15 protein-coding genes are annotated in these 14,369 nt (G+C 71.6%); 6 read left to right on the top strand and 9 right to left on the bottom strand.

Going from position 1 to position 14,369, the window contains the following annotated elements; genetic code table 11:
* Window positions 1-46: 46 nt before the first annotated feature.
* Genes ACGWYL_RS07390 through ACGWYL_RS07380 form a run of 3 tightly spaced genes read left to right on the top strand, consistent with a single transcriptional unit; the run spans window position 47 to window position 2,535 of the window.
* Window positions 47-625, top strand: a complete 579-nt coding sequence (locus ACGWYL_RS07390; protein WP_179426808.1) for a TetR/AcrR family transcriptional regulator — start codon at window positions 47-49, stop codon at window positions 623-625.
* Window positions 622-2,037 carry an NAD(P)/FAD-dependent oxidoreductase gene (locus tag ACGWYL_RS07385; protein WP_179426810.1) on the top strand — a complete coding sequence of 472 codons (1,416 nt, stop codon included), beginning with the start codon at window positions 622-624 and terminating at the stop codon, window positions 2,035-2,037. Before ACGWYL_RS07390 ends, ACGWYL_RS07385 begins: the two co-directional genes overlap by 4 nt.
* A gap of 51 nt (window positions 2,038-2,088) precedes the next feature.
* The gene (locus ACGWYL_RS07380; protein ID WP_179426812.1) at window positions 2,089-2,535 is read left to right on the top strand and encodes a DUF3817 domain-containing protein; all 447 of its coding nucleotides are present in this window, start codon (window positions 2,089-2,091) and stop codon (window positions 2,533-2,535) included.
* A 78-nt stretch (window positions 2,536-2,613) separates the two neighbouring features.
* Here ACGWYL_RS07380 and ACGWYL_RS07375 read toward each other — a convergent pair whose 3' ends face one another.
* Window positions 2,614-4,050 (bottom strand): NCS2 family permease, encoded by a 1,437-nt coding sequence (locus ACGWYL_RS07375; protein WP_395487239.1) that lies wholly within the window; start codon window positions 4,048-4,050, stop codon window positions 2,614-2,616.
* A gap of 125 nt (window positions 4,051-4,175) precedes the next feature.
* On the opposite strand from ACGWYL_RS07375, the gene ACGWYL_RS07370 reads away from it, so the two are divergent.
* Window positions 4,176-5,123 carry an FKBP-type peptidyl-prolyl cis-trans isomerase gene (locus tag ACGWYL_RS07370; protein WP_179426816.1) on the top strand — a complete coding sequence of 316 codons (948 nt, stop codon included), beginning with the start codon at window positions 4,176-4,178 and terminating at the stop codon, window positions 5,121-5,123.
* Between the two features lie 3 nt (window positions 5,124-5,126).
* Here the strand turns inward: ACGWYL_RS07370 and ACGWYL_RS07365 are convergent, their stop codons facing one another.
* Both ACGWYL_RS07365 and ACGWYL_RS07360 read right to left on the bottom strand, forming a co-directional pair.
* Window positions 5,127-5,732 carry a DinB family protein gene (locus ACGWYL_RS07365; RefSeq protein ID WP_395486829.1) on the bottom strand — a complete coding sequence of 202 codons (606 nt, stop codon included), beginning with the start codon at window positions 5,730-5,732 and terminating at the stop codon, window positions 5,127-5,129.
* Window positions 5,729-6,298, bottom strand: a complete 570-nt coding sequence (locus ACGWYL_RS07360; RefSeq protein WP_179426820.1) for a TIGR03086 family metal-binding protein — start codon at window positions 6,296-6,298, stop codon at window positions 5,729-5,731. The genes ACGWYL_RS07365 and ACGWYL_RS07360 overlap by 4 nt, the downstream gene beginning before the upstream one ends.
* Before the next feature lie 110 nt (window positions 6,299-6,408).
* On the opposite strand from ACGWYL_RS07360, the gene ACGWYL_RS07355 reads away from it, so the two are divergent.
* Complete coding sequence (locus tag ACGWYL_RS07355) at window positions 6,409-7,791, top strand: amidase (RefSeq protein ID WP_395486828.1); 1,383 nt, start codon at window positions 6,409-6,411, stop codon at window positions 7,789-7,791.
* Between the two features lie 28 nt (window positions 7,792-7,819).
* Here ACGWYL_RS07355 and map read toward each other — a convergent pair whose 3' ends face one another.
* The 5 genes from map to ACGWYL_RS07330 form a co-directional block, all read right to left on the bottom strand.
* Window positions 7,820-8,590 (bottom strand): type I methionyl aminopeptidase, encoded by a 771-nt coding sequence (gene map / locus ACGWYL_RS07350; protein ID WP_395486827.1) that lies wholly within the window; start codon window positions 8,588-8,590, stop codon window positions 7,820-7,822.
* 22 nt (window positions 8,591-8,612) lie between these two features.
* Window positions 8,613-10,469 (bottom strand): hypothetical protein, encoded by a 1,857-nt coding sequence (locus ACGWYL_RS07345; RefSeq protein WP_269305030.1) that lies wholly within the window; start codon window positions 10,467-10,469, stop codon window positions 8,613-8,615.
* 76 nt (window positions 10,470-10,545) lie between these two features.
* Entirely contained in the window at window positions 10,546-11,334 is a 789-nt protein-coding gene (locus ACGWYL_RS07340) for an SDR family oxidoreductase (protein WP_269305029.1), read from the bottom strand.
* Window positions 11,331-12,551: an acyl-CoA dehydrogenase family protein gene (locus tag ACGWYL_RS07335; RefSeq protein WP_395486826.1), complete on the bottom strand. Its 1,221-nt coding sequence runs from the start codon at window positions 12,549-12,551 to the stop codon at window positions 11,331-11,333. Before ACGWYL_RS07335 ends, ACGWYL_RS07340 begins: the two co-directional genes overlap by 4 nt.
* A 3-nt stretch (window positions 12,552-12,554) precedes the next feature.
* Window positions 12,555-13,013 carry a MaoC family dehydratase gene (locus ACGWYL_RS07330; RefSeq protein ID WP_179426832.1) on the bottom strand — a complete coding sequence of 153 codons (459 nt, stop codon included), beginning with the start codon at window positions 13,011-13,013 and terminating at the stop codon, window positions 12,555-12,557.
* Window positions 13,014-13,158: 145 nt separating this feature from the next.
* On the opposite strand from ACGWYL_RS07330, the gene ACGWYL_RS07325 reads away from it, so the two are divergent.
* The gene (locus ACGWYL_RS07325; protein ID WP_269305022.1) at window positions 13,159-13,872 is read left to right on the top strand and encodes a class E sortase; all 714 of its coding nucleotides are present in this window, start codon (window positions 13,159-13,161) and stop codon (window positions 13,870-13,872) included.
* Window positions 13,873-13,958: 86 nt separating this feature from the next.
* On the opposite strand, the gene ACGWYL_RS07320 is transcribed toward ACGWYL_RS07325, so the two are convergent.
* Window positions 13,959-14,369, bottom strand: a 411-nt coding sequence (locus ACGWYL_RS07320) for a hypothetical protein (RefSeq protein ID WP_395486825.1), incomplete at its 5' end; no start/stop codon positions are given.

Below are 14,369 nucleotides of genomic sequence, written 5' to 3'. Positions count from 1 at the left end.
ACGCGGAGGGTATTGACGGGCCGTCAATAGCGTGGACACTGATCCCATGCCGACCCCCACGGCCCGCACCCGGCTCGCCCCCGACTCCCGGCGCCGATCGATCCTCGACGCCGCCGCGATCCTCTACGCCGAGCGTCCCTACGACCAGGTCTCGACCACCGAGCTGGCGCGCTCGGCCGGCGTGACCCGCGGCCTCGTGCACCACTACTTCGGCAGCAGGCGCGCCGTGTTCCTGGCCGTCATGCGCGAGTCGGTGATGATGCCGGAGGCCGCGCTGCCCGACCTCTCCGACCTGCCACTGGCCGAGCGGGTGAGCCGCACGATCGACTGGATCCTCGACGCCGCGGGCACCTACGGACAGGCGTGGGTCGCGGCATCGGGGGCGGCGAACCTGCACGGCCCCTCCGACGTCCAGGCGATCGTCGACGAGGCCGACGACCGGGCCGCCCGGCTCGTCCTCGACGCCCTCGCACTGGCCGACGACCCGGTCCTGCGCGCGCGACTGCGTCCCGTCGCCGCCTACGTCAAGGCGCTGTGCCGGGAGTGGCTCGAGCACGGCACCCTCTCCCGCGAGGACGTCCACGCCGACGTGTGCGCCGCGGTGCTGAAGGTCGTCGCTCCATGACGTCGATCGGGATCATCGGCACCGGCTTCGGCGGCATCGCGACCGCCGTCGAGCTGCTCACCCACGGCTACGACGACGTGCGGCTGTGGGAGCGAGCCGACGACCTGGGCGGCGTGTGGCGCGACAACACCTACCCCGGCTCGGGCTGCGACGTGCCCGCCCCGCTCTACTCCTTCTCCTTCGCACCGAGCGACCGCTGGACCCGCCGCTATCCCACGCAGACGGAGATCCTGGCGTACCTGCACCGGGTCGCCGGCCGCTACGGCATCACGCCGCGGTGCCGGTTCGGCGTCCGCGTCGTGGCCGCGCGGTGGCACGACGACCGATGGGAGGTCACGTTCGGCGACGGCACGACCGAGTCGGTCGACGTCCTCGTCAGCGCCGTCGGTCAGCTGTCCGAGCCGAGCGCGCCCGACGTCGCGGGCTGGGAGTCGTTCGCCGGCCCCGTGCTGCACGCGGGCTCGTGGGATGCCTCCGTCGACCTCGCAGGCCGGCGCGTCGCCGTCGTCGGCACCGGCGCCTCGGCGATCCAGCTGGTGCCCCGACTGGCCGAGGTCGCGAGCGAGCTCGTCGTGCTGCAGAGGTCCGCCCAGCACGTGCTGCCGAAGCTCGACGGCGCGTACCCGGCCTGGTACCGCGACCTCGCCGCGCGGGAGCGTCGTCCGATCGACTGGATCACCCAGCAGTTCTCGCGCGGGCTCGACCCGTCCTCGGCGGTGGCGCGGCTGATCGACCGGATCGCCTCCACCCACCGGCGCGTGCAGGTGCGCGACCCCGGGCTGCGCCGCGACCTCACGCCGCGGCACCAGGTCGGCTGCAAGCGGATCCTGTTCTCCAACGACTACTACCCGGCGCTCACGCGCGAGCACGTCCGCCTCGTCCCGCACGAGATGACCGAGGTCCGCCCCGACGCCGTCCGCACCGCCGACGGCACGTGGCACGCGGTCGACGCGATCTGCTTCGCCACCGGCTTCGACACGCAGGAGTTCCTGCGCGGCATCGAGGTCACCGGCCCGGGCGGCGACCTGCACGAGGTCTGGTCGGGCGGCGCCCGCGCCCACCTCGGCATCCACGTGCCGGGCTTCCCGAACCTCTTCCTGGCCTACGGACCGAACACGAACCTCGGCGGCGGCTCGATCATCACGATGCTCGAGGCGCAGGCCCGTCACGTCCGCGCGGTCCTCGACCGGGCGCGTGACCGCGGCGCGAGCCGGGTGGAGGCGCGGCCCGAGGCCGAGCAGCGCTGGGACGACCGCGTGCAGCACGAGCTCGCCCACTCGGCGTGGGCGTCCTGCACGAGCTGGTACCGGCACCCCGAGACCGGCCGGATCACCTCGAACTGGCCCGGCGGCACGCACGCCTACGAGCGGGTCGTGGAGCACGTCCGCGACGACGACTTCGCCTGGGCGTGAGGGCCCTCACCCGGCGGAGATCTCCTTGATCCGGCCGGGGACAATGGGGCCATGTCCCCCCGCCGCCTGTTCCGCACCGTCGCCGTCGCCGAGGCCGTCACCTGGGCCCTGCTGCTGACGGGCATGTTCCTCAAGTACGTCACCGAGACGACCGAGCTGGGGGTGCGGATCGGCGGCATGGTGCACGGCGTCGTGTTCGTGGCGTACGTGGTCACCGCCGTCGTCGTCGCGATCGACGCGCAGTGGAGCCTGAAGCGCACGGCGCTGGGCCTGCTGGCCGCGATCCCGCCGTTCTTCACGATCTGGTTCGACCTCGCCAGCGAGCGTCAGGGCGCGCTGCCCGAGCGCTGGCGCCTCGCCACCTCCGAGCCCACGGGCGCGCTCGACCGCCTCGTCGCGTGGCTCGTGCGCAAGCCCCTCCAGGGCCTGGCCGTCGGCGTCGTCGCCGTGGCCGCCCTCACCGGCGCCGCCCTCCTGGTCGGCCCGCCCACCAGCTGACGTCCCCGGAAACGACGAAGGATGATGCATTCGGGCCCCGCCGAGGGGGCCGAATGCATCATCCTTCGTCGTTCCGGCTCAGGTGAGCGCGCGCGTGATCGGGTCGATCGCGAAGTAGATGACGAACAGCACGGCGATGATCCACAGCAGGACGTGGACCTCGCGGATCTTGCCCATCACGACCTTCAGCACGACGTAGGCCAGGAAGCCCGCGCCGATGCCGGCGGTGATCGAGTACGTGAACGGCATGAACGCGATCGTCAGGAAGGCCGGGATCGCGATCTCGGGATCCTTCCAGTCGATCTCGGTCACCTGGGTCATCATCAGGAAGCCCACCAGCACGAGCGCGGCCACGGCGGCCTCGTTCGGGATGACCTGCACGATCGGCGTGAAGATCGTCGCGAGCAGGAAGCACAGACCGGTGATCACGCTGGCCAGGCCCGTGCGGGCGCCGTCGGCCACGCCGGCCGTGGACTCCACGTAGGACGTGTTGCTCGAGATGCCCGCGGCGCCGCCGACCGCGGCTGCGACCGAGTCGACGATGAGGATGCGCTGCGAGCCCTCGGGCGCGCCGTCCTCGTCGTTCAGGCCGGCCTCGGCGCCGACGGCCGTCATGGTGCCCATCGTGTCGAAGAAGTCGGCGAGCATGAGCGTGAACACCAGCAGCACGGCCGCGACGACGCCCACGCGCTCGAACGAGCCGAGCAGGTTGAACGAGCCGAGCAGCGACAGGTCGGGCTTCTCGACGATGTCCTTCGGGAAGGCCGGGACGTTGAGGTTCCAGCCCTTCGACGTCGGGTCGCCGTTCGAGCCCGGGGTGTCGGTGATGGCCTGCACGATGATCGCGAGCACCGTGGTGGCGGCGATGCCGATGAGGATCGCGCCGGGCACGCGGCGCGTGTGCAGGCTGATCATCAGCAGCAGGCCGATGCAGAACACCAGCACGGGCCAGCCCGAGAGCTCGCCGCCGATGCCCATGCCGATGGGCGGCGCGGCGTTGCCGGTGGCGCGCACGAAGCCCGCGTCGATGAGGCCGATCAGCGTCAGGAACAGGCCGATGCCCACCGCGATGGCGGTCTTGAGCTGGCCCGGGACGGCGTCGAACACGGCCTTGCGGAAGCCGGTGAGCACGAGGACCAGGATCACGATGCCCTCGAGCACGACCAGGCCCATGGCATCGGCCCACGTCATCTGCGACGCCACCGAGAACGCGACGAACGCGTTGAGGCCCAGTCCGGTCGCCAGCGCGATCGGGAAGTTGGCCACGACGCCCATGAGGATCGTGAGGACGCCGGCGACGAGCGCGGTGCAGGCCGCGATGGTCGCGAAGCCCGAGCCCGGCTCGGACCCGCCGCCGAGGAAGTTCCCGTCCACGTCGGCGACGCCGCTGAGGATGATGGGGTTGAGGACGATGATGTAGGCCATCGTCAAGAAGGTCACGACACCGCCGCGAACCTCCTGGCCGATCGATGAGCCACGCTGAGAGACCTTGAAGAAGCGGTCGATGGAAGTCACCACGGACCGCCATTCTGCCAAGCGTCCGTAGGGCTGGGCACGGCGGGCTCTTCGCGGGCTCTCAGGAAACGGACAGGTACGCTCGGCAGACTGGCCCGGCGAGCCTCTCCGACGAAATGAGAACCATGCGGAACCTGAAGACCCTGCCCGCCGTCCTGCTGCTGTCCGCGGTGACCCTCGCGGCCTGCGGCTCCGGCGACGACGACGAGAAGTCGAGCCAGGAGAACTGCACCGACTACTCCTCCGGCGCCACGAGCGACGCCGTGAAGGTCTCGGGCGAGTTCGGCGAGACGGGCCCGAAGGCGACGTTCACCGCCCCGCTCACCGCGAAGGCCGACGAGCTGCAGCGCACCGTGGTCGACGACGGCAAGGGCGACGACACCGCCGAGGGCGACCAGGTCGAGGCGATCATCAGCGTCTTCAACGGCCGCACCGGCAAGCAGGCCCTCAGCGAGGCCGCCACGCTGACGGTCGGCGACGAGAACACCTTCGAGGCGTTCCGTGCCGGCATCGAGTGCGTCCCCACCGGCTCGCGCGTCGTCACGTCGGTGCTGGCGTCCGACGTCTACGGCGCCGAGGGCTACGCCGACCTCGACATCAAGGCCACCGACTCGCTGATCATCGTCACCGACGTCGTCGACGTCCGCGAGGAGGTCAAGGCCAAGGCGTGGGAGAAGGACGTCCCCGAGGTCTCCCTGAAGGGCGACGAGCCCACCGTCACGCTGCCGAAGACCGATCCGCCGAAGGACGTGCTCTACAAGGTCCTCGAGAAGGGCGACGGCGACACCGTCAAGGCGGGCGACTCCATCACCGTCAACTACCAGGGCCGCACCTGGGAGGACGACGGCAAGATCTTCCAGCAGACGTTCGGCAAGGACGGCCAGCCCGCGCAGCTGTCCACCGACCAGGTCGTCCAGGGCTTCAAGGCCGGCGTCGTGGGCCGCAAGGTCGGCGACACCGTGCTGATCACCATCCCGGCCGAGTACGGCTACGGCACCGAGGCCTCCGAGGGCAACGAGCTCGGCGGCAAGACGCTGCTGTTCGTCGTCGAGATCGTCTCGATCGACTCCTGACCGTCAGAACGTGCCCTCGGGCGCGATGACCGTGCGACCGGCGTCGCGGTGGACCTCCGCCGCGGCGCCGATCCGCTCCAGCAGGGCCGACCACCACGCCTCGTCCCGCTCGGTGCGGGCCTCGTCCCACGTGTCGCCCTGCCCGTCGATCCCCTCGCGCAGGATCTCGAGGTGGCCGGCGTGCTGTGCGGTCTCCGAGACGAGGTGCACGAGCAGCCGCTCGAAGGTCGTCGACGGCTCGGACCACCACGGCACGGTGACCGGAGCGTCGGGCGCGAGCGCGGCCGCGGCCCGCTCGGTGTGCTCGCCCACGGCCACGTAGAGGTCGATGACGTCCTGCGCCGACTCGTCCGCGGTCAGCCAGAGGTCGGAGTTGTCCTCCTCCCCCGTCGTGGTCTCCCACGGCGTGCCGAGGTCGCTGGGGAAGCCGGCGCACGACGCGACGTACTCCAGCTCGACGATCGCCAGGTGCTTGACCAGGCCCAGCAGGTTCGTGCCCGTGGGCGTCAGCGGCCGGCGGGCGTCGTACTCGTCCACCCCGTGCACGGCCCGCAGCACCGCACGGTGGCCGCGCCGCAGGTACTCGAGGCTGATCGCGTTGGCGGTCACCGGGCCGACCGCCACTGGGGATCGCGGCCGAGGAAGCCCATCAGTCGCGTCACCCCGTCGCTGTCGGGCGGCACGGGAACCGCCGGTCCGTACTGGCCCGAGTCGCGCAGGATCTGCTCGTGCAGGCTCATCCCCTGCAGCAGGTGCTCGCACTCCTGCGCGTCGAGGCCCGACGGGACGCCGGCCGACTCGGCCAGGTCCCACGTGTGCATGAGCACGTCGGTCGTGTAGAGCCGGTCGACGACGCCGCCGAGCGGCTCGGTGCCCAGGTGCGGGTGCGTGAAGTCCGCCTCCGCGGCGTCCGACGCGAGCAGCTGCTGGATCTCGGCCGCGTGCGCTCGCCAGGTGCCGGCGGGGTCGTCCCCGTCGACCGGACGGCTCAGGTCGACGCCGCCGGAGGCGAGGAAGCCCTGCGACCACGTCACGAGGTGCTCGACGACGTCGCGTGCGCGCCACTCGGGCACGGGCGTCGGCGCGTCCCAGTCGTCCACCTGCTCGACGACGGCGGTGAAGCCCTCCACGATGCGCGCATGACGCTCGGCGAGGGGCTGCGAGGGTGCGGACACGGGTCCTCCTGCGGTGGGCGGCACGGGGCTCCAGTCGACCGGCCGAACCCCGGCGGCGTCAAGGGTGGGCGCCGCTTGTCGATCGCCGGCGAACACGAGACGGTGGCACGGTGACCGCACTGCACGACCTCGACGCCCACGACCTCGCCGCGACCATCGCCTCGGGCGAGGTCTCGTGCGTCGAGGTCACCCGCCACTTCCTCGAACGGGCCCAGGACGACCACCTCGGCGCCTTCGTGACCCTCACCCCCGAGCGCGCGCTGGCCCGCGCGGCCGCGCTCGACGCCCTCGAGGAGCGCCCGCCGTTCGCGGGCGTGCCGACGGCCTTCAAGGACCTGACGGCGACCGAGGGCGTCCGCACGACGATGGGGTCGCGGCTCATGGCCGACCAGGTGCCCGACCACTCCGCCGACCTCGTCGGCCTCGTCGAGGACGCCGGCTTCGTCAGCCTGGGCAAGACGAACACCCCGGAGTTCGGCCTGAGCTCGTACACCGACAACGACGTCGTCGGTCCGACCGGCACGCCCGCGGACCCGTCGCGGAACGCGGGCGGCTCGAGCGGTGGCGCGGCCGCGGCGGTCGGTGCGCGGCTGCTCCCGCTCGCGCCCGGCAGCGACGGCGGCGGCTCGATCCGGATCCCCGCGTCGTGCTGCGGGATCCTCGGCTTCAAGCCGTCGCGCGGCCGTGTGGGCGCCGGCCCCGACTCCCCCACGTGGAACGGGCTGGCCACCGACGGCGTCCTGGCCCGCTCGGTGCGCGACGTGGCCGCTGTGCTCGACCTCCTCGCCCGGCCGATGCCCGGCTCGTCCCGGGTGTGGCCCGCACCGGCCGTGCCGTTCGCGGAGGAGGTCCGACGCGAGACCGGCCGGCTGCGCATCGCGACCTGGACCGACCCCTACCTCGACTTCGCCGAGCCCTCCCCCGGCTCGGTCGCCGCCGTCGCCGCGGCGCGCGAGGCACTCGCCTCGCTCGGGCACGAGGTCGTGGAGATCACGAACCCCTGGCCCGCCGAGCTGGAGCCGCAGTTCAACGTGGTCTGGTCCGCCGGGATGGCGTCCGTGCCGCTGCCGCCCGAGGCGATCGGCAGCCTGCGTCCGACGACGCGGTACTGGTACGAGCGGGGCGGCCAGGCCTCAGCGCCCGCGCTGGCCGCCGCGATGGGCTTCCTCGAGCTGACGACCGCGCGGGTCAACGCCTCACTGGCCTCGTTCGACCTGTTCCTCACGCCCACGCTGGCCCTGCCGCCGCAGCCGCACGCGTGGTTCACCGAGTCGGGCGACCCGGCCGAGGACCACCGGCGCGAGCTGCTCTTCACGCCCTACACGGCGCTGATGAACATGAGCGGCCAGCCCGCCGCGAGCGTGCCCGGCTTCGAGCACGAGGGCCTCCCGGTGGGCGTGATGCTCGCCGGGCACGTCGGCGCCGACGCGCTCGTCCTCCGCGCGTCCCGAGATTTGCTCCAGAATCGACGTCTCAACCCGCTTGAAGGGTAGGAATTGGAGCAGATCTCGCGAAGGGCGGTCAGTCGCGGGCGGTCATGACGATCGGGTCGCCGTCGGTGATCGCGATGGTGTGCTCGCTGTGGGCGCCGCGGGAGCCGTCGGCGCTGCGGATGGTCCAGCCGTCGTCGTCCATGCGGATCTCGTCGGTGGCCGCCAGCAGCCACGGCTCGATCGCGATGACGAGGCCCGGCTTGAGCGGGAAGCCTCGACCGGCGGTGCCGTCGTTCGAGATGTGGGGGTCGCCGTGCATCGTGCGGCCGACGCCGTGCCCGCCGAACTGGGTGTTGACCGAGTAGCCGTACTCGCGCGCGGTCTCGCCGATGGTCGCGCTGATGTCACCGATCTTGTTGCCGGGACGGGCGACCTCGATGGCGCGGGCGAGGGCGACCTCGGTGGCCTCGATCAGGCGCAGGTCCTCGTCGCGCGGCGTGCCCACCACGACGCTGAGCGCCGAGTCGCACACCCAGCCGTCGACGCTCACCGCGAAGTCGAAGCTGACCAGGTCGCCGTCGCGCAGCCTGTACTTGTGCGGCAGGCCGTGCAGCACCGCGTCGTTGACGCTCGTGCACAGCACCTTGCCGAACGGGCCGCGCCCGAACGAGGGCGCGTAGTCGATGTAGCAGGACTCGGCGCCGCGGTCCTTGATCATCCGGTGCGCGAGGGCGTCGAGCTCGATCAGGTCGACGCCGACGTCGGCCGTCTCGGCCAGGGTCGTCAGGACCTCGGCGACGAAGCGGCCGGCGGGCCGCATGTCGTCGAGTTGAGTGGGGCTCAGGAGCTCGATCGCCATGCGGCCAGCCTACGGAGTCGCGTCAGCGGCGGACCTTCAAGGTGGCCGTGTACGTGCCCGAGAGGACGCCCGGGCCGACGAGGCCGCCGCGACGCTCGGACGCGCCCTTGGACTTGCCGACCTTCCAGGCCCAGCCGGCGGTGACCACACCGCGGTCGGCCGGGATCAGCGCGTCGAGCTGCGCCACGAGCTCGGAGAAGCTCGAGGGGCCGTCCTCCTCGTCGTCGAAGCCGGGGCACCAGATCTCGCCGTCCTCGTCGATCTCGCAGTCGTCCATCGACGGCTGCGCGAGCGCGGAGTAGGCGATCTTGGCGCGACCCTTGGCGTTCTTGCCGATCACGAACTTCTTCGCGGGGCCGGTGCGCGTGCCCTGGGGGCGGCCGTTCACGTACTCGCGGTAGACGGGGCGCACGGTGACGCCGCGGCCGGCCTTGACGCTGCTGCCGTGCGCCTTGACCCACTTCCCGCCGACCCAGCGCTGCGCGCCGGCGAAGCGGTAGTCCACGGCCTTCGCGCTGCGCAGCGTGAGGTGCGAGGTGATGCGGGTGATCGTGACGTCGGCGAGGTCGGTGCCCAGCAGGGTCGCGACGTCGCTGCCGACGCTGCCGGCCAGCTGGTCGCCGAGCTCGCCGCGGTCGGCGTAGACCTGCACGTTGGCGACGCTGCCCGTGCGGCCGCCGCGCAGGCGGTAGTCGATGCGCCACACGTGACGCGCGGTGCCGATCCCGAGGTTGTCGAGCGTGTCGACGGCGGCGTACGCGGGCGCGTAGCCGGCGGCGAAGGCCGCGAGGTCGGGGTTGACGACCGTGCCGCCGTACGTGCCGATGCGCTGGCCGGAGGGGTTGTAGACGTGGGTCGTGACTGGGAAGCCCTTGATGACGCCGAGCTCGCCGCGGATGGCCGCGTAGCCGTCGTGCGTGATCGTGCCGATCTGCTGGCCGACCCGCGAGACCTGCTTGTACGAGCCGACCAGGCCGGTCGAGGAGGGGACGATGAGCGCCGTGTCGGCGTTGTGGATCGACAGCGAGGTCTCGCCGGCGAAGTCCATCGGGTGACCGAACGCCCACACGGTGTTGCCGCAGATCGCGGTCACGGTGCCGACGCCGCCGGAGAACAGGTCGCCGGTGGAGTAGCCCACGGCGATGTTGCCGCCGGGCACGAGCGGCTCGGCGATGCGCGAGGGCGACGCGACCGAGGCGAATCCGCCGGCTCGGGCCGAGCGAGCGGCGGCCGACGAGCCCGGAACGCGCGCCAGGGTGCGGTTGGCCAGGGCGTTGGTCTTGGTGCCGCCCGCGACGACCTTGCGGGTCTTCAGCAGCGGGAGGGTCTCTCCGGCGAGGCGCTTCTCGGTGGCCCGCGAGGCGCCCGCGAGCGAGGACCGCGTGATGGACACGCGCGACGGGGCGAGGCGGTCGACGCCCGACTTCTTCATGAAGTCGGCGGGGGTGACGCCCGCGATCGGGAGGTTGTCGGCGTTGAGGCCGTACGCGACGGCGCCGATCAGGCGCCCGTCCTGCGCGTAGACGGGCGAGCCCGACATGCCCGACCAGATGCCCGCCGCGGGATTGCCGGTGTCGATGCCGGCGCCCGAGAGCTCGAACAGCAGCATGTCGACGCCCTGGCCGAGCGCGTCCTCGAGGTGACCGACGTACTCGCCGGTGAACTCGACGGGCTGCGTGCCCTTGACGACCGTGAGGCCGGTCACCGGCTCGCCCTCGGCGAACGCGGTGGCCTCGTCCTGCGTGACCATCGGCTGGCTGCCGTCGGAGCAGAAGGCCGCGGGCGCCGCGACGGCGGGCGTGGCGGGGGCGACCAGCGCGGTCGCGGCCACGCCGCTGAGTGCGGCGGCGGACAGCCAGCGCAGGATGGGACGGTTCATCGAGTACCCCCGAGAGTCGGACATGAGTCACCGGATCGTATCGGGTGAGAGCCGACTCCCGGGGGTGATACGAGAATCAGCCTCCGAGCGACGTCCGGAATCGCTGCATCCCCGACAGCCAGTGATCGGTGTCCTGCGCCTTGCGGGCGTACATCGTGCCGACCGACTCGTGCGGCAGCGCGAGGAAGCGGCCCTCGTCGATCGCCTCGAGCAGCACCCGCGCGGCCTCCTGCGGCGCGAGCGTCTCGCCGGCGGCCGCGACCGACCCGTGGGCCAGTCGCGCGTCGGGCTCGGTGGCGGTCTCGCCCGCCTCGGCCATCGGCGTCGCGACCCCCATGGGGCACAGCGCGGCCACCTGGACGCCTCGGTCGCCGTACGTCGCGGCGAGCCACTCGGCGAAGCCGACCGCGGCGCGCTTGGACACCGAGTAGGTCGGCGAGCCCAGCTGGGTCAGCAGGCCCGCGGCGGACGCGGTGACCGCGAAGACGCCGGGCGACTCCACGCTCCACCGCGGCACGAGAGCCCGAGCGGCGCGCACGTGTGCCATGACGTTGACGTCGAGCGACAGCGACCAGTCGAACTCGTCGGCGTCGAGGCCGAAGCCTCGGAAGATGCCCGCGTTGGCGACGAAGACGTCGACCCCGCCGAGCTCGGCGTCGGCCTGCTCGATGAGGGCCGCGACGCCCGCCTCGGAGGCGACGTCACCGGCGAACCACGGCTGCCCGAGGCGCTCCCCGGCCTCGGAGACGCGCTGCTCGTCGAGGTCGGCCAGCAGCACGCGGTCGCCGCGTTCGACGAGCGCCTCCGCGATCGCCAGGCCGATGCCGCCCGCAGCACCGGTGACGACACACCTGCGCGCGCTCATCGGACACCCTGACGCTTGAGCTCGGCCTTGGCGAGCGAGTTCTTGTGGACCTCGTCCGGACCGTCGGCGAACCGCAGCGTGCGGATGCCGGCGTACATCTCGGCCAGCGGGAAGTCCTGGCTCAGACCGCCGCCACCGTGCGTCTGGATCGCCTTGTCGAGGATCCACTGCACCGTGCGGGGCGTGGCGATCTTGATCGCCTGGATCTCGGTGTGGGCTCCCTTGTTGCCCACCGTGTCCATCAGCCAGGCGGTCTTGAGCACCAGCAGGCGCAGCTGCTCGAGGCGCACGCGCGACTCGGCGATCCAGTCGCGGATGACGCCCTGGTCGGCCAGCGGCTTGCCGAACGCGGTGCGGTCCTGCGCGCGCTGGCACATGAGCTCGATCGCGCGCTCGGCGATGCCGATCGACCGCATGCAGTGGTGGATGCGGCCGGGCCCGAGGCGCGCCTGGGCGATCGCGAAGCCGTCGCCCTCGCCCGCGATGAGGTTCGAGACCGGGACGCGCACGTCGGTGAACCGCAGCTCGGCGTGGCCGCCGTGGTCGCGGTCGTGGTAGCCGAACACGTGCATGCCGCGGACGATCTCGAGGCCGGGGGTGTCCCGCGGCACGAGGATCTGCGACTGCTGGCGGTGCCGTGCCGCCGTGGGATCGGTCTTGCCCATGACGATGAAGACCTTGGCGTTCGGGTTCATCGCCCCGGTGATCCACCACTTGCGGCCGTTGATGACGTACTCGTCACCGTCGCGCACGATCGAGGTCTCGATGTTCGTCGCGTCACTCGAGGCCACGTCGGGCTCGGTCATCGCGAACGCCGAGCGGATCTCGCCGGCCAGCAGCGGCTCGAGCCACTGCTTCTTCTGCTCCTCGGTGCCGAACTCGTTCAGCACCTCCATGTTGCCGGTGTCCGGCGCGGCGCAGTTCGTCGCCGGCGGGGCCAGCTGGATGCTGCGGCCCTGGATCTCGGCCAGCGGGGCGTACTGCAGGTTGCTCAGGCCTGCGCCGCCCTCACCGGGCAGGAACAGGTTCCACAGGCCCCGCTTCTTCGCCTCCGTCTTGAGGTCCTCGACGACCGGCGGGATCGACCAGTCGTCGTTCCGGTAGTTGGCCTCGATCTGCTCGTGCGCGAGCGGCTCGGCCGGGTGGACGACCTCGTCCATGAAGGACTGCATCTGCGCGATGAGGTCCTGGGTCCTCTCGTCGAAGGCGAAGTGCATGACTCAGGCCTCGGCCATCACGTAGACGACCTCGGCGATGCACGCCGGCTTCTCGACACCCTCGATCTCGACGACGACGCTGACGATCGCCTGCGTGCCGATCTTGATGTCCTGCGTCTCCTTGAGGGTGGCCGTGGCGCGCACCTTGGAGTCGACCGGCACGGGGTGCGGGAAGCGCACCTTGTTCGCGCCGTAGTTGACGCCCATGACGACGCTCTTGACCGAGTAGATCTGCTCGGTGAACACCGGCAGCAGGCTCAGGGTGAGGTAGCCGTGGGCGATCGGCTTGCCGAACGGGCCCTTCGCGGCGGCGTCGGGATCGACGTGGATCCACTGGTGGTCGCCGGTGGCGTCGGCGAAGAGGTTGATCTTGTCCTGGGTCACGGTGACCCACTCGCTGGTGCCCAGCTCCTGGCCGGCGGCGGCCTTGAAGTCGGCGAGGGTCTCGAACTCACGGGTCATCGGGGTCTCCTGGATCACTAAGCGCTTGCTTAGTCAGCACCGTATCGTGCGTCCTCGGTCACGGGCAATGGGACCGGCGACCTCGCGCGTCCGGGTTCCGGCGATTCGATTGTCCGGCGGCCGCCCAGGTGTGACACTCAGTTGCATGAACGCCCCCGCCGGCCCGCCGCGCCGCGAGCGCCCCGAACTGCGGCCGACCCCGCAGCTGCGGCCGCTGCGACTCGTGGCGAGCGTGCTGACGGTCGTCCTCGTCGTGGGCCTGGGCTGGGCCGCCTGGACCTACATCGGCACCAACGTCGTCGCGAAGCAGCGCCAGGGCGACATGGCCGTGGCACTGGCCGACGACTGGAAGGGCAACCGCAAGGGCGACGCCACCCGCGACGAGATCCGCATGGGGCAGGTGTTCGCGGTGCTGCGCGTGCCGCGTCTGGGCGAGGACTTCGAGGTCCCCGTGGTCGCCGGCATCGACGACACCGCGCTGACCTCGGGCGTGGGCTGGTTCACCGACACGCAGCGGCCCGGCCAGCCGGGCAACTTCGCCGTGGCCGGCCACCGCGTGACGAACGGCCAGCCGTTCAAGGACTTCCCCGACCTGCGCGCCGGCGACCTGGTCGAGGTCGAGACCCGCACGCACGTCTACACCTACGAGCTGCGCAACTCCGGCACGGACACGATCGTCGACTTCACCGACATCTGGGTCGTCCAGCCCGTGCCCGAGGAGGCCAGGGAGTCGAGGACCCAGAAGTCCCGGGCTCGCCCCACCGAGTCACTGCTGACCCTCACGACGTGCTCGGAGATCTTCCACACCGACGACCGCTCGGTGGTCTTCGGCGAGCTGGTCAGGACCGAGCACGTCTGACCCGCGCGCGTCCCGAGATGTGCTCCATTTTCCACGTCTCAGGTGGGCTGAGACGTAGAAGAAGGAGCACATCTCGGGGCAGGCGGTCAGCTGGTGGTGAGGTCGTCGACGAGCCAGTCGCCGTCGACCTTCTTCATGGAGATCACGACCGAGAGGGCCGCGGGCGAGCCGGGCTTGCCGGCGATCGTGCGGTTCTGGTCGACGAACGCGAGCAGGCGCACCTTCGAGGTCGAGCACTCCTGCCCGCACTCGAGCGCCGCGATCGTCCGGACCGTCGCGGTGACGTCGATCTGGCGCTGCTGGGCGGTGGAGACCAGTTGCGGCGTCAGCTCGGAGTACTGGTCGGCGAACGACTCGGTCATCACCTCGGTGGCCTCGTCGAGGTCGTCGGCGATCGACGCGTGGCGGTAGCCGAGCATCCGCGGGATGGCGTCGGTGGCCGCGGCCGCGGCGTCGTCGCGGGCGTCCTGCTGGTCCTGTGACGAGGCGGAGGGGGG

It is taken from the genome of Aeromicrobium sp. JJY06 (assembly GCF_044069275.1).
Taxonomy (GTDB): Bacteria; Actinomycetota; Actinomycetes; order Propionibacteriales; family Nocardioidaceae; genus Aeromicrobium; species Aeromicrobium tamlense.
Note: the sequence above shows the minus strand (reverse complement) of the source record. Positions and strands in the feature narration are given on the sequence as shown.

Excerpts from the sequence above, each read along its gene's own strand:
- ACGWYL_RS07390 (WP_179426808.1), top strand. The coding sequence starts at position 47 with ATGCCGACCCCCACGGCCCGCACCCGGCTCGCCCCCGACTCCCGGCGC.
- ACGWYL_RS07385 (WP_179426810.1), top strand. The coding sequence starts at position 622 with ATGACGTCGATCGGGATCATCGGCACCGGCTTCGGCGGCATCGCGACC.
- ACGWYL_RS07380 (WP_179426812.1), top strand. The coding sequence starts at position 2,089 with ATGTCCCCCCGCCGCCTGTTCCGCACCGTCGCCGTCGCCGAGGCCGTC.
- ACGWYL_RS07370 (WP_179426816.1), top strand. The coding sequence starts at position 4,176 with ATGCGGAACCTGAAGACCCTGCCCGCCGTCCTGCTGCTGTCCGCGGTG.
- map (WP_395486827.1), bottom strand. The coding sequence starts at position 8,590 with ATGGCGATCGAGCTCCTGAGCCCCACTCAACTCGACGACATGCGGCCC.
- ACGWYL_RS07345 (WP_269305030.1), bottom strand. The coding sequence starts at position 10,469 with ATGAACCGTCCCATCCTGCGCTGGCTGTCCGCCGCCGCACTCAGCGGC.
- ACGWYL_RS07340 (WP_269305029.1), bottom strand. The coding sequence starts at position 11,334 with ATGAGCGCGCGCAGGTGTGTCGTCACCGGTGCTGCGGGCGGCATCGGC.
- ACGWYL_RS07335 (WP_395486826.1), bottom strand. The coding sequence starts at position 12,551 with ATGCACTTCGCCTTCGACGAGAGGACCCAGGACCTCATCGCGCAGATG.
- ACGWYL_RS07330 (WP_179426832.1), bottom strand. The coding sequence starts at position 13,013 with ATGACCCGTGAGTTCGAGACCCTCGCCGACTTCAAGGCCGCCGCCGGC.
- ACGWYL_RS07325 (WP_269305022.1), top strand. The coding sequence starts at position 13,159 with ATGAACGCCCCCGCCGGCCCGCCGCGCCGCGAGCGCCCCGAACTGCGG.